The organism is Kribbella hippodromi (assembly GCF_039531045.1).
Taxonomy (GTDB): Bacteria; Actinomycetota; Actinomycetes; order Propionibacteriales; family Kribbellaceae; genus Kribbella; species Kribbella hippodromi.
In genome coordinates, this window is record NZ_BAAAPH010000024.1 from 101,890 (window position 1) to 115,234 (window position 13,345).

At 67.0% G+C, this 13,345-nt stretch carries 14 protein-coding genes; 5 read left to right on the forward strand and 9 right to left on the reverse strand.

All coding sequences use genetic code 11. From position 1 onward, the window contains the following. Positions 1 to 63 precede the first annotated feature (63 nt). On the forward strand, positions 64 to 1,503 hold the full coding sequence (locus ABD260_RS30675; protein ID WP_344239139.1) for an ATP-binding protein: 1,440 nt from the start codon (positions 64 to 66) through the stop codon (positions 1,501 to 1,503). Here ABD260_RS30675 and ABD260_RS30680 read toward each other — a convergent pair. Then, positions 1,492 to 2,418 (reverse strand): AEC family transporter, encoded by a 927-nt coding sequence (locus tag ABD260_RS30680; RefSeq protein ID WP_344239141.1) that lies wholly within the window; start codon positions 2,416 to 2,418, stop codon positions 1,492 to 1,494. The genes ABD260_RS30675 and ABD260_RS30680 overlap by 12 nt on opposite strands. 132 nt (positions 2,419 to 2,550) lie before the next feature. Further along, entirely contained in the window at positions 2,551 to 2,991 is a 441-nt protein-coding gene (locus tag ABD260_RS30685) for a MarR family winged helix-turn-helix transcriptional regulator (RefSeq protein WP_344239143.1), read from the reverse strand. Between the two features lie 73 nt (positions 2,992 to 3,064). On the opposite strand from ABD260_RS30685, the gene ABD260_RS30690 reads away from it, so the two are divergent. Both ABD260_RS30690 and ABD260_RS30695 read left to right on the forward strand, forming a co-directional pair. After that, entirely contained in the window at positions 3,065 to 3,487 is a 423-nt protein-coding gene (locus ABD260_RS30690) for a PPOX class F420-dependent oxidoreductase (RefSeq protein WP_344239145.1), read from the forward strand. Next, positions 3,484 to 3,945 (forward strand): nitroreductase/quinone reductase family protein, encoded by a 462-nt coding sequence (locus tag ABD260_RS30695; protein ID WP_344239147.1) that lies wholly within the window; start codon positions 3,484 to 3,486, stop codon positions 3,943 to 3,945. The genes ABD260_RS30690 and ABD260_RS30695 overlap by 4 nt, the downstream gene beginning before the upstream one ends. A gap of 54 nt (positions 3,946 to 3,999) precedes the next feature. On the opposite strand, the gene ABD260_RS30700 is transcribed toward ABD260_RS30695, so the two are convergent. The 4 genes from ABD260_RS30700 to ABD260_RS30715 all read right to left on the reverse strand — a co-directional run bounded on the left by ABD260_RS30700 (position 4,000) and on the right by ABD260_RS30715 (position 7,852). Then, positions 4,000 to 4,377 carry a COG4315 family predicted lipoprotein gene (locus tag ABD260_RS30700; RefSeq protein ID WP_344239149.1) on the reverse strand — a complete coding sequence of 126 codons (378 nt, stop codon included), beginning with the start codon at positions 4,375 to 4,377 and terminating at the stop codon, positions 4,000 to 4,002. Positions 4,378 to 4,565: 188 nt separating this feature from the next. Further along, positions 4,566 to 5,819, reverse strand: coding sequence for a hypothetical protein (locus ABD260_RS30705; RefSeq protein WP_344239151.1), 1,254 nt, complete (start codon positions 5,817 to 5,819; stop codon positions 4,566 to 4,568). A 2-nt stretch (positions 5,820 to 5,821) separates the two neighbouring features. Beyond that, the gene (locus ABD260_RS30710) at positions 5,822 to 7,363 is read right to left on the reverse strand and encodes an alkaline phosphatase D family protein (RefSeq protein WP_344239153.1); all 1,542 of its coding nucleotides are present in this window, start codon (positions 7,361 to 7,363) and stop codon (positions 5,822 to 5,824) included. Positions 7,364 to 7,480: 117 nt separating this feature from the next. After that, positions 7,481 to 7,852: a DUF1304 family protein gene (locus ABD260_RS30715; RefSeq protein WP_344239155.1), complete on the reverse strand. Its 372-nt coding sequence runs from the start codon at positions 7,850 to 7,852 to the stop codon at positions 7,481 to 7,483. 142 nt (positions 7,853 to 7,994) lie between these two features. On the opposite strand from ABD260_RS30715, the gene ABD260_RS30720 reads away from it, so the two are divergent. Then, positions 7,995 to 9,044 (forward strand): helix-turn-helix transcriptional regulator, encoded by a 1,050-nt coding sequence (locus tag ABD260_RS30720; protein ID WP_344239156.1) that lies wholly within the window; start codon positions 7,995 to 7,997, stop codon positions 9,042 to 9,044. Here the strand turns inward: ABD260_RS30720 and ABD260_RS30725 are convergent. Further along, positions 9,041 to 9,940, reverse strand: a complete 900-nt coding sequence (locus ABD260_RS30725; RefSeq protein ID WP_344239157.1) for an AraC family transcriptional regulator — start codon at positions 9,938 to 9,940, stop codon at positions 9,041 to 9,043. The two genes, ABD260_RS30720 and ABD260_RS30725, sit on opposite strands and share 4 nt — an antisense overlap. A 124-nt stretch (positions 9,941 to 10,064) precedes the next feature. On the opposite strand from ABD260_RS30725, the gene ABD260_RS30730 reads away from it, so the two are divergent. After that, entirely contained in the window at positions 10,065 to 10,916 is an 852-nt protein-coding gene (locus ABD260_RS30730; protein ID WP_344239158.1) for an NAD(P)H-binding protein, read from the forward strand. 85 nt (positions 10,917 to 11,001) lie between these two features. On the opposite strand, the gene ABD260_RS30735 is transcribed toward ABD260_RS30730, so the two are convergent. Continuing rightward, the gene (locus ABD260_RS30735; RefSeq protein WP_344239160.1) at positions 11,002 to 11,817 is read right to left on the reverse strand and encodes a fumarylacetoacetate hydrolase family protein; all 816 of its coding nucleotides are present in this window, start codon (positions 11,815 to 11,817) and stop codon (positions 11,002 to 11,004) included. Continuing rightward, positions 11,814 to 13,331 carry a hypothetical protein gene (locus ABD260_RS30740; protein ID WP_344239162.1) on the reverse strand — a complete coding sequence of 506 codons (1,518 nt, stop codon included), beginning with the start codon at positions 13,329 to 13,331 and terminating at the stop codon, positions 11,814 to 11,816. Before ABD260_RS30740 ends, ABD260_RS30735 begins: the two co-directional genes overlap by 4 nt. Positions 13,332 to 13,345 lie beyond the last annotated feature (14 nt).

Genomic DNA, 13,345 nt, shown 5'->3' on the forward strand with positions numbered 1-13,345 from the left:
CGAAGAAGATGTCCAAATTTGGTATGTTCATTTTTGGATGTATCAAGTGTGGAATGATCCGAGGTGGAATCAGTGGACCATTTCTACGGCCGTGCTCGCGAACTCGCTGCCCTCAGCCGGCTGCTGCACCGGGTCGAGGGCCGCGGGCTGACCGGGCGACCGGGCCGGGCAGTACTCGTTCGAGGGCGGCGGCGGGTTGGGAAGTCACGCCTCGTCGAGGAGTTCATCGAGCGCTCTGGGCTGCCAAGCTTCTTCTTCACCGCGTCGGCACAGTCGAATACCGCCACCGACCTGCGACTGTTCGTCGAGGCTGGTGCCGCATCGACGCTCCCACAGGCCGGTTTGTTCGCGGGACAATTGCCGCGCGACTGGGATGCCGCGTTGCAGTTGCTCGCGGCCGCCATACCGGCCGATCAACCCAGCATCGTCGTACTCGACGAGATGCCCTACCTGATCGCCAACGACCCCGGCTTCGAAGGCACTCTGCAGAAGCTGTACGACCGCGAGCTGTCCCGTAAGCCCATGCTGCTGCTCTGCGTGGGATCGGATCTCGCGATGATGGAGCGACTGAACGAGTACGACCGGCCGTTCCACCAAAGGGGTACCGAGATGGTGGTACCGCCCTTGAGCCCGGCCGATGTCGCCGAGATGCTCGGACTCGGACCGGCCGACGCCTTCGATGCCTTTCTGGTCTCCGGCGGCCTGCCCTTGGTGCTCGAGGAATGGCCAGTCAACGGCGGCCCGTTCGACTACCTGGCCGACGCCGTCACCGATCCGACTTCCGCCCTCATCGTCAGCGGCGAACGATCCCTGGCCGCCGAGTTCCCAGCCGACGCGCAGGCCCGGCTGGTGCTGTCGGCGATCGGGTCCGGCGAGCGTACCCGCACACTGATCGGCCGGGCCGCGGGTGGCATGCCGGCAACCAGCCTCAATCGAGCACTCCACCTCCTGAGCTCCAAGCGTGTCATCGAAGCTGTGACGCCGCTGTCGACCCACCCGTCCAAGGAGACTCGCTATTACGTCGCCGACTCCCATCTGCGCTTCTGGCTCGCGTTTCTGGGGCCGCATCTCGCGGAGGTCGAGCGAGGCCGTGGCGACCTGACACTGGCGCGTATCAGGCAGTCGTGGTCGTCGTGGCGCGGACGTGCCATCGAGCCCGTCGTTCGCGAGTCCCTCTTCCGGATGCGCGAGGGCGGTCTGCCGGCCGGCACCGGCACAGTCGGCGGGTACTGGACGAGGACCAACGATCCGGAGATCGACCTGGTCGCGGCGGACCGGGGTCCGATCGCTCAGCGCATCACCGCGGTGGGGTCGATCAAGTGGCTTGAGAAGGCGTTCGACGCGCATGACCTGGCACGGTTGCTCGTCCACAGGTCGCAGCTGCCGGGGGCGGACGACGCCACGCCACTGATCGCCGTCTCCCGGGCTGGTACTTCCGTCGACGGGGTTCAGTCGGTGACGCCTGACCAACTGCTGACGGCGTGGGGTGGGTCAGGCGAGTAGGCCGGCTATTAGGACCATGACGGGGATGGAGAGGAGGGTGCTGAGGAGGACTGCGCTGCGGGCGAGGGTTTGGCTGGCTCGGTATTGGACGGCGTAGACGTAGACGTTTTGGGCTGTGGGTAGGGCTGCTAGGAGGGTGGGGGCCAGTAGGGCGGGGCCGTGGAGGTCCAGGAGGTAGCGGGCGGTGGTGTAGGCGATCAGGGGTTGGACGAGGGTTTTGAGGGCTACCGCCAGGACTACGTCTCGGCGGAGGGTGATTGAGTTCTTGGTGCCGGCGCTGAGGCTTAGGCCGTAGGCGATCAGTGCTACTGGGACTGCGGCGGCTGCCACCAGGTCGATGGGGCGCATCAGTAGGTCTGGTGGATGGATGCCCAGGAGTGACACCAGTAGGCCTAGTAGCGACGCGACCGTCAGCGGGTTGCGCAGGGGGCGGGTTATGACCGTGCGGAGCGATACCCGGCGGCCGCTGCCTTGGCGGTCACCGTCCAGTACGGCGAACGCGACCGGTGCCATCACCAGGACCTGGAACAGTACGATCGGCGCCACCAAAGCGCCGTCGCCCAGTACGTACGCGGCGACCGGTACGCCCAGGTTGCCGGCGTTCACGTACGAGGATGCGAGTACGCCGATCGTCGCCTCGGAGCGGGTGCGCCGCCAGATCAGAACGGCGACCAGCAGGAACAGCACCTGTACCGCGAACAGACTGACCAGGTTGGTGACCAGTACGACCGAGAAGATCGCTCGCAGGTCCGCGCGGGCGACCGTGGTGAACATCAGCGCCGGTGTGGCCACGTAGAACGCGAGCCGGGACAGTACTAGTTCGTCATGGGAGCGCAGTACGCCGAGGAGGCCGACGACGTACCCGAGCACGGCCACTGCGACCAGTGCGCCGAAAGCACCGACGACGGCGGACACCTCAGGTACTCAGCGGCTCGGACACGCTCCGATGGTAGGGGTAAACGCTGTCCGAGGCGCCGGACTGCTCATCCGCTGGACGGTGACCTGCGGCACCTCGTCACGACGGCGGCTCGTCACAGCAGTTGCTCGTCACGGCAGTGGCGGGCGGCACTTGGTGACGATGCCGGCGATGGTGGCGCGGAAGCGCTCGAGGTCGGCGGCCGGGATCGCGTCGGTCAGTTGCCCGAGCGCCGCGCCGATGTCGGCGTGGAACGCGGTCGCCGCCTGCCGGCCCGCGTCCGTCAGCGTCACCTGCACCGCCCGCCGGTCGCCGGGTACCGCGGAACGCGCCGCCAGCCCGCGCTTCTCGATCCGGTCCATCAGCCCGGTGAGCGCAGCCTTCTCCACCCCGAACAGCTGCGCCAACTCAGCCATGCCACGCGGTCCACCGATCAGCACGCAGAGCAGCCGGGCTTGTACGGGCGTCAGGTCGTGACGCTCCGAAACAGACGTGAAGATGCCCTGCACCAGGCTGGTCAGCTGAATCAGCCCGGTACCGGCATCAAGCTGCTCGGCCCACGTCTCACCCACGGAACTACGGTACATGGCATGTACGGTTAATGGGGCGTACAGTATGTGTCGTTAACCATCGAAGGAGCGCAGCATGTCGTTCAGCGACGAGGAGCTCGCCTACCTGCGGTCCCAGCGGATCGCCCGGCTCGCGACCGTCAGCACCGACGGCCAGCCGGACGCGGTGCCGGTCGGTTTCGAGTACGACGGAACGCACCTTTACATAGGCGGGATCGACCCGGCGCGGACGCGGAAGTTCCGCAACGTGCGGGCCGGGAACACCAAGGTCGCGGCGATTCTGGACGATCTGCCGTCGGTCGACCCGTGGGTGCCGCGGTATCTGCGGATCTACGGCGAGGCGGAGCTGGTCGAGCGGGATGGGCGGTTCGGCGTGGGTACGTACCTGCGGATCGCGCCGACGGTTTCCTGGAGTTTCAACCTGGACGGGAAGCCGTTCGGGCACGACGACACGGGGCGAACCACTCGCACTGTGCATGAAGTGGTGGAGGCAGGATGAGTTTCGATACGCGGGCGGGTACGCGCGGTGCTCGGCAGCCCAAGGGGCGAGTGTTGCGGTGGGCGAATGTGCTGGTGTCCCGGCGGCTGCAGCGTGGGCGCAGTAGCAAGATGATGGGCGTCGACGCGTTGGTGTTGCGGACGATCGGGCGCAAGTCCGGTGCTGAGCGGCTGACGCCGGTCGGGTGGTTCCAGGCGGCCGATGGGAGCAAGTTGATCGTCGCATCTGCGGCCGGCGCGGCCAGTAATCCGGCTTGGTACTACAACCTCGCCGCGCATCCCGACCGGGTCAGCATCGATGTCGGTGGTGAAACCGTGCAGGTTCGAGCCGAGCAGTTGCATGGCGAGGAGCGCGCTGAGGCGTGGAAGCTGATCACGACGGAGGCGCCCCGGTTCACCGAGTACCAGGAGAAGACCGACCGGGAGCTGCCGGTCATTCGCCTGGTCCCGCGCGACTGAAGCTGTTGCCAGAAGCAATAAAGAGCAGCTCAGTAGCCGTTGCCGCCACCACTACTACTCGGTGCGGACGACGGCCCTGAGGACGTACCCGACGAAGGGTGCGGCAGCTGCGCCGGTGGTTGCCGCGTGCCAGGTGAAGTTCATCCCGCCGAACGAGTCCTTGGCGTTGTTTCCCTTGCTCTGGCTCGGCCCGTTGTCCAGCTTGAACGTGTACAACGGTTTGCCCTGGTACGTCAGCTGCTCCTGCCCGGTGTCCGACCGCTTCATCAGCCCCAGCCCGCTGACCGCCTTGGTCTCCGAGGACGTACCGGTAGCCGGAACCCAGACGCTCACGCAAGCGCCGGTGCACTTGATCATGCCGCCGGTCTCCTGCTCGGCAAAGTACAGCGTGTTCCCGGCCGGGTCCACGAGGGTCTGACCGACACCGCTCACATCATGGACGGAGACCGCGCCACCGGCCGCCGGCGGAGAAATAGTTCCACTGCTACTAGTTCCAGTGGAACTACTCCCGCAGGCCGTCAGGGCGCCCAGCGCGGTTACCGTTGCTCCTAGCAACAAGACTGTGGTTTTCATCTGAGATCACCTCTCAGCCACAGATACGCACGATCGCCCCAACCGGTTCACCAGCCGTTGTTCGAGATCCCCGTCCCGAGCATCACCTGGTCGTACGTGTTGCCGTCGTTGTCATCGGTGTACGCCACCGCGACCTCGGCGTACGGGGAGACCGCGACCGTCATTTGCTCCTGGCGCCCTGTCGTCACCGAGCTGAGCTTCTGCGCGGACAACCGACCGGTGTCAGTGCCGTCCGTCCCGAAACCACGCACCCACACGTCCGGATCGGCACCCTGCACCGTCCAGCCGACGACCGTCTGCGCCTGATCGTCGATCCCGACGGACGGCGCACTGCCACCAGCACCAACCTCCGTGTCCGCGTACCGCGCAGCACCGGTGGACGTGAAGCTCCGCGTCCAGACGCCGGCAGTACCGGTGTGGTCCGACTCCCAGGCGACCGCGAAGTCGCCGTTGAAGTCAGCTGCCACCGCGGCGTGCTGTTGCTGACCATCAGCCGTCGCATTGGCCGACCGCCGCGACAGCGTGGCCGCTCCGTTGGTGCGACCAAGCCGAACCAGTCCGACCTGGTAGAAGCCGTTGCCGTCACTGTCGTCGTCCCACACCACAACCGCATCACCAGAAGCAGACACAGCCACGTCCGGGTTGTGGTTCTGTCCGGTCGTGGCTGACGCGCTGACTTCCCAGGCACGAGTGGTCGGACCGGTGTACCCAGCTGCCTTCACTGTCGGTTGCCCACCGGTCTGGATGTCCTCCCAGACCACAGTGAATGCGACAGCAGCACCGGCTGGCGCACCATCCGGGTCCACGGCGACCCGCGGGTTGATCTGCTGCCCGGTAGCGCTGCTGTTCGCGGTACCAGATGCAGTAACCGCGCCAGCCGTACTGACCACCCGATAGGGGATGTTGTAGTACCCGTTGCCATCCGGATCGTCCTGCCAGACCACTACAGCGTTGCCCTTGTCGTCCAGCCCTACATCCGGATGCAGATGCCTCCAGTTGGTCACACCACTACTGCCACCGGCAGACAGCTTCGTTTCGTACACAGCAGCGCCGTTGTGGAACAGCCGGAGGTAGATCTCGCTGTGTACGTTGTCCGTCGCGTTGTCGGTATCGCGGTCGTCCTCCCAGGCAACCGCCACGTACCCGTTGCGGTTGGTGGCGATCGACGGGGTGTCCTGGTCACCGGTGGACACACTGTTCGCAGTGACCCAGGTCGGTGTCGCGACATGCGCGTTGGCAGTGGTAGCAGTGCAAGCCAGCACGGTGGCAGTCAGTGCGGTGACAGCGAAGATCTTCTTCATCATCACACCGCCTGCAGACCGGGGCGGCCCTCTTGGACGACGAACGACTTCACCGTCGCCGCAGCGGCCCCGTGCTCGGACACCTTTGCCACGTTCCGGAAATCGGCCCGCAGCTCGGTTGGGCTCAACGTCGCGCGTACGTAGCCCCGCCGGTTGTTGTAGAACTTCAGCCACGGGTTCATACCCACATCAGGCACCGTGGTAGCGCCATCGCCGTCACCGCTGGACGTGACAGAGCTGGTCACCAGCTCAGTGCCGATGGTCGCCGAGTTCGCGTTGTTGTAGTCGGCCTTCAGGTCACTCGCCCAAGCACGGTGCACGTCACCGGTGAGTACGACCGGGTTCCGTACGCTCCGGTCCACCCAGCCTTGCTGGATGCGCGCCCGCGACGCGCGGTACCCATCCCAGGAGTCCATGCTCGCGCCGGTGGAGCTGAACCGCCGGGCGAAGAACACCTGCTGGCCGATGATGTCCCACGTACCCAGGTGCTGGCCCAGACCGTCCAGGAGCCAGCTCTCCTGGGCATTGCCGGGCAGGCTGCGGTTCGCGAGGTCGGCGTCCGAGCACTGCTTCCATCCGTCGCCACAGGCCTGATCACTGCGGTACTGACGCGTGTCGAGCATGTGGAACGTCGCCAGACTCCCCCAACGCAACCGCCGGTACAACTGGATGCTGTTGCCGCTGTTCACCTGCGCCGGACGCAGCGGCATGTTCTCGTAGTACGCCTGGTACGCAGCTGACCGCCGCGCAGTCCACTGCGCCGCAGTCAGTGCAGGCGTGTTGTTCTCGCGGATCGTCCCGGCGTAGTTGTTCTCCACCTCATGGTCGTCCGGTACGACGATCCACGGCGCGACCGCATGCGCCGCCTGCAGATCCGGGTCCGTCTTGTACTGCGCGTACCGGCGGCGGTAGTCAGCCAGCGAAACGATCTCGTTGCCGAGGTGCAGCCGCGTACGGCCGGCGGTCGCACCGTACTCGTAGATGTAGTCGCCGAGATGCAGGATGACGCCCGGGTTCTCCTCGGCCATGCGGCGGTAGACGGTGAAGTACCCCTCCTCGTAGTGCGAGCAGGAGGTGAACGCCATCAACAGGTCACGACCGGCCGCACCGACCGCCGGCGTAGTACGTGTCCGGCCAACCGGTGAGAGGTGGCCCTGCGCGCGGAAGCGGTAGAAGTAGTCGGAGTCCGGGCTGAGTCCGCCGGCGACCACATGTACGGAGTGCGAAGCGGCGTACTTGGCGGTGACCGTACCGGAAGCGACCAGCGTGCTGAACGTGTCTGTGGTCGACACCTGCCAATCCACGGCGACATCCGCATTCGCCATGCCGCCTTGACCATCGGCATTCAAGGGCGTTGGAGCCAGGCGGGTCCAGAGCACGACGCTGTTCGCATCTGGTTCACCCGATGCGATGCCGAGCTGGAACGGGTACGGGACGGCGGCGGTGGCGGTGATCACCGAGGACTGGGCGGCAGCCGGTAGGGCGCCGGCCCCAGCCACGGCGAGTCCGCCGAGAACAAGGGTCCTGCGACTGATTGGGCTCATGAGCCTCACCTTCACGGGCACTCAGGGCGGCAGGCTCCCGGATCAGTCGAACTCTTCGGGAACCTTGAGAGTGTGTTGGTGGTTCATGCCCATGATTGCGCAGTTTCGGTAACTTTCCTACAGGACGAGAATGAGCAAAACCGTGGCAGGAACGCCTTCCAGCAGGCTGTTCAGCCACAGTCGCCGCTCCGTGACGAGCAGAACGAGCGCCAGGAAGATGTGCTGAGCCGCGGTGAACGCGACCAGCGCCTCCCCCTGCGGAACGTGCCCGGTCCGGGCCAGCGCGACGCCGAGCGCCAGCGCGACGCCGGTTGTCAGGTTGTAGAAACCCAGATTCACAATCCACAACCGCACCGCGCCGAAGTCGCCCGGCTTGAGCAGGAACAGCGGATACAGCCGGGGATTGCGGTAGAAGAACGACTCCATCAGCCAGACAGACGCCAGCAGGGCGGCGATCACCACCGCAAGCACCTGCGCGGCGCCATTCACAACAGCACCCCAATGTCCATGCGAGCGACGCTAAGCACCCACGTACGCGGCCGGAATCCCGCACCGCGAGGCTCGATCACCGGTCCGGATTCCCCACATTTGTGGGATAGGCGGCGGGCGGGCGGCGGCGCATACTGAGCGCATGTGGGAGGGCCGGGCGCGGGCCGCGCGCCGGGACATCGCGGCGCTGGGGACGTCGGGGATGGGCGTCGTGGACTTGCACGCGGCCACGATCGAAGTGGTCGAGCGGGTAGTCGGCAGCGAGCTGACCTGCTGGGCCGGAATCGACCCGGGCACGTTGGTGATCAGCTCGATGACCAGCGGCCGGGCGCGGATTCCGGCCGAGTACGAGCCGCGGCTGGCCGAGACCGAGTACGCCGGATCGGTACCCAACTCGTTCGCCGAACTGGCCCGCACTGGGCATCCGGTGGCGCGGCTCTCCGACCTGCCGTACCGCGAGGTGGTCGGGCACCGGCGGCTGAACGAGGTGTGGCGGCCGCTCGGCCTCGAGCACGAGGTGCGGACCACGTTCACCGTCGACGGGGACTGCTGGGGCGCGGCCGGATTCGTCCGCGCCGGCTCGGACTTCAACGATCGGGAGATCGAGTTTCTTGGGTCGGTCGCGCCGGTGATCGGGGCCGCGACCCGGGTGGCGGTGCGGACGGACGCCCACGGGTACCGCGGCGGAGGCGGCCCGGCGATCGTCGTCACCGGGCCGACGGGCGTACCGCGCGCTGTCACCGCGGCCGCCCGGATCTGGCAGGACGAACTCAACGAGATCGCCCCCGGCCGCTTCGGCGTACTGCTCCGCGCGGTCGTCACCGGCACCCAGGCGGCGCGATCCGGCACGTTCCAGGCGCGCGTACAAACGGCGTCCGGCGGCTGGGTCGTACTACAAGGGAGCCGCTTGATCGGCGACGCCGAGGACGAGGTGGTTGTGACGATCGAGCCGGCGTCCGGGCGGCACCTGGTCGGCATGCTGCTGGCCGCGTACGGGCTGACCGCCCGCGAACAAGAGATCTGCCTCGAGGTGATAACCGGCCAATCCACGGCCGCGATCGCGGACCGGCTGTCGATCTCACCGCACACTGTCCAGGACCATCTGAAGTCCGCGTTCACCAAGGTCGGCGTCCGCAGCCGCGGCGAACTGGTCGCAACACTGCGCCCGGACGACCCGACCACTACCCGTTAGGCCAGGGCGAGCTGCTTGCGGTAAGTCCCCGGCGCTACCCCGAAGTCGCGCTTGAACGCCTTCGCGAAGGCGAACTCCGACGTGTAGCCGATCTGCTTCGCGACCGTGGCGAGCGGCCGGTCGTGGTCTCGCAGCAACCGCGCCGCGGTCGTCATCCGCCAGCGAGACAAGTACGTCAGCGGCGGCTCCCCCACCGCATCCGTGAACCGGCGCGCGAACGCCGCCCGCGACAACCCCACACCTGCCGCCAACTCGGCAACCGTCCAGGCCGCGCCCGGCTGCTCGTGAATCAGCTCCAACCCTTGCACCACAGCAGGATCGGTCAACGCCCGCGCCCACCCGCTCTCGGTCGGGCAGTTGCTGTCCTCGAACCAAGCCCGCAGGATCAGCACCAGCAACGCGTCAACCAGCGCCGGCACGACAGCCGCCGAACCAGGCCGCCGAGCGTCGAGCTCCTCGCCCAAAATACTGATTGCCGTATGCAACGACCGGTGCCGCCCCGGATTGGCCGGCACGACGACCACGTCGGGCAGCCTGCTCAACACCGGATGCGGCCGTTCACGATCCAACCGGTAGGTCCCGCACAACAGCAGCGCGCGGGCGCCCGGTCCGTCCAGCGGCTCCTCCATGGTCGGATCGAAGTCGACCAACGGGGAGTCAGGGTGGTCGGCAAGCGCATGATCCAGGCCGCGCGGCAGCAGTACGGCATCGCCCGGCCCGAGCGGGATCGGATCGCCCTCCGGCGGCAGCAACCACGCCGTGCCCTGCAGGACCAGGTGGAAGGTGGCGCCGGACGAGCGCACGAACCGCAGCCCCCACGGCCCGCGGACGTCGGACCGCCCGGAGGTCGCCGGGCCGGTCTTCATCGCGGTGACGACATCGGCCAGTACGTCCATACTGATCATGATACTCGCGCCGATCAAGACGATCAGACATAAATATGCGCTTGATAGACATACGGCCGCTCGGTCCAGCCGCCTAACGTCGGTGACACAAGCTGACATCACCGAAGGAGTACGGATGAGTATCGTCGTCACCGCCGCCACCGGCCAGCTGGGCAGTCTCGTCATCGACGAACTGCTCCAGCGGGTTCCCGCCGATCAGATCGTCGCGGTCGCGCGGAACGCCGCGAAGGCCGCTCCGCTCGCCGAGCGCGGCGTCGAGGTGCGGATCGCCGACTACAACGACCGGGACGCGCTGGCGAAGGCGTTCGGCGCCGGCGACACGGTGCTGCTGATCTCGGGCCTCGATCCGAACCGGCTGGACCAGCACAAGACCGTGATCGCGCTCGCGAAGGAGGCCGGCGTCGCGCGGATCGCGTACACGAGTGTGCTCGGCGGCCCGGAGGCCGACTTCGACCTGGCGGACGACCATCGCGCCACCGAGCAGGCCATTCTCGATTCGGGTCTGCCGTACACGTTCCTCCGCAACGGCTGGTACAGCGAGGTCTACACCGACCAGATCCCGGTCCAGCTCGCGCATGGCGTGATCGGCAGCGCGGGTGACGGCCGGATCGCATCGGCCGCGCGCCGTGACTACGCGGCCGCCGCGGCTGTCGTGCTGACCGGCGACGGGCACGAGAAGCGGGCGTACGAGCTGAACGGCGACGTGTCCTACACCCTGACCGAGTACGCCGCCGAGCTGGCCAAGCAGTCCGGCCAAAACGTCGCCTACAACAACGTCTCGCCCGCGGAACACCTGCAGGTACTCACCGCTGCGGGCGTCCCGGAGCAGTTCGCGCCGATCCTGGTCGGCGTCGACAACGCGATCGAGCGCGGCCTCCTCTCCAGCCGCGGCTCCGACCTCAGCACCCTCATCACCCGCCCCACCACCCCTATCGCCAGCACCATCGCGTCCGCATTGGGACGCTAACGACAGGAGGTGTCCGCGAAATCCGCCGATTTCGCGGACACCCCAGGCGTGCGCGGTCGTATACGTAGATGACTACGTCCTGTCGTTAGCGCACCCTACAAACCTGCTCCCCCAACCCTTCCGCCCAACTCCGCATCACATCCCCCGCCCGCAAGTACCGCGGCGGCTTCTGCCCCGCGCCGACCCCGGCCGGCGTACCTGTGCTGATCACGTCGCCCGGATAGAGCGTCATGAACTGCGAGATGTAGTGCACGAGGTGCGCGACGCCGAAGATCATCTCGGCCGTCGAGCTGTCCTGCAGCACCGCACCGTTCACGTCCAGGCCGAGCTTGATCGCCTGTGGGTCGGGCACTTCGTCCGCGGTCAGAATCCACGGACCGAGCGGGCAGAACGTCGCCGCGTTCTTGCCCTTGTCCCACTGCCCGCCGCGCTCGAGCTGGAAGTGCCGCTCGGACACGTCGTTCACCAGGACATACCCCGCGATGTGCTCGTGAGCCTCGGCTTCGTCGGCCAGGTACGCGGCGGTGCGGCCGATCACGACGCCGAGCTCGACCTCCCAGTCGGTCTTCTCACCGCCCCGCGGGATCACCACGTCGTCGTACGCACCGACCACGGTGTCCGGCGCCTTCAGGAACAGGATCGGCTCGGCCGGTGCCTGCTGCCCTCCCTCGGCCGCGTGGTCGGCGTAATTCAAGCCGACGCAGACGATCTTTCCCGGACTCAGCGGCGGCGCGATCCGCACGCTGTCGAAGTCCACCGCCGCCTCCGCCTCCGAGGCCCGCGCGCGCCACCGCACCGGGTCGAACGGCTCGGCCGCGCCCGGCAACGTCGCCACCCGGCCGTCGTCGGTCAGGACGGCGTCCCGTAGCCCGTCGTCGGTGTGGATTCGGAGCAGTCTCACTTGTTCCTCCAACCAGAGTTCTTCGCCCAGTTCAGGTACGCGATGCCGAGTGCATGCGATCCCTGCACAGGTACGAGTTGCACGGCGTCGTACACGCGCAACGACTGTTGGTACACCAGCAGATCCTGCTCGGCGTACGCACCCCATCGGGCGCACTGCACCGCGTTGGCAGGTACTGCATCGCCGGTCCCGTCCACCCGGTACCAGACCTCCGTCGCGGACCGGATCAACTTCTGCGTGAACGTCTTCGTGAACAGCTGGACGTCCGGTCCCGCGGTGATCCCGGCGTCGTACGCGGCGTGCACGAACTCCGTACTGATCGCCGCGTGACTCAGATCCTCGATCTGCTTCGAGGCCGGGTACGACGGGGTGTACTCGGAGATCCCGGCGGTCTTGGCGTACCCGGCGTACAACTCGCTGTACGGCGGCCAGTACGTCCACACGTAGGCACCGTCGACGACTCGCAGCGCGGGTACGTACGCCTTGAGCAGCTGCACTACCCGGCTCCGGTAATGCGGATTCCCGGTCGCCCGGAACAGCTCGACGAGTACTTGCCCGATGCCCTGACTCTGGTTGTACGGCTGAATCGTGCCGTCGAACGGGATCGGCGCACCCTTCGGCCAGACGTAATCACCGGTGCCGTCAGGGCGCGAAACCCACTCGGGATCGTGGAACGCGACCGCCTCCGTCGCCGCCGCGAGCAAGTCCCGGGCGAACTGCTGCCGCTTGCCGCGCCGGAGTTTCGCCGACTTCAGCACCATCCGCGCGTACCGCGCCAGCGGGAAGGCCAGCATGCCGGTGTGCACGGCGAAGACGTAGTACTGCGGCTGGAAGGTGATCGTCGCGGCGACCGGTGCGGGCGCGGCGGCAGGAGACGGCCGGAGGTCGGCAGCCGTCCAACGCAGCGAAGCGTTGTACGCATTGTTGACTGCGGCAACTACATACGTCGGTGCAGTAGGGTCGAGCGACACGCCTCGCAGCGTCACGACCGCCGTGGTCGCGGGGTTCCGGAGCACAAGGTCGAAAAACCCGTTGGCAACGTTGGATACCTCAGCTGTCGACTCGGCCGAGCGAGATCCGGCCCAGCGCAGTTGGACGGCAGCCTGGCCGGTTCCGTCGGGTAGCACGCCATGACCCGCGGTGTAGTTGCCGGCGGTGCGCCAGACCTTGCCGGATCGGCCGGCGTAGTCCTGTACGTGCCGCGCGTGGTCGGTGGTTGCCAGCAAGTGCCGGGCGCGATCTTCGAACGTACGCAGGTAGCGCTCGTCCTGATGCGCCTCGTACATCCGGAGCAGAGCGAGCAGGAAGTACGACTCGCCCCACGCGTACAGGCCGGCCTCGTTGTTCTGTGGGTTGGACGCGAGATAGCCGGCTTGGGCCGCGTCGAACGCTTCGGGTGAGTCGTACACGAGTGGTGCCGCGGAGGCTGACAGGGTTGGGAGACCGGCCCAGGCGGCGACGCCGCCCGCTGTGGTTCCGAGGATGAGTGTACGGCGGCTGAGCTGTGGGTGCATGTTTCCTCACAAGG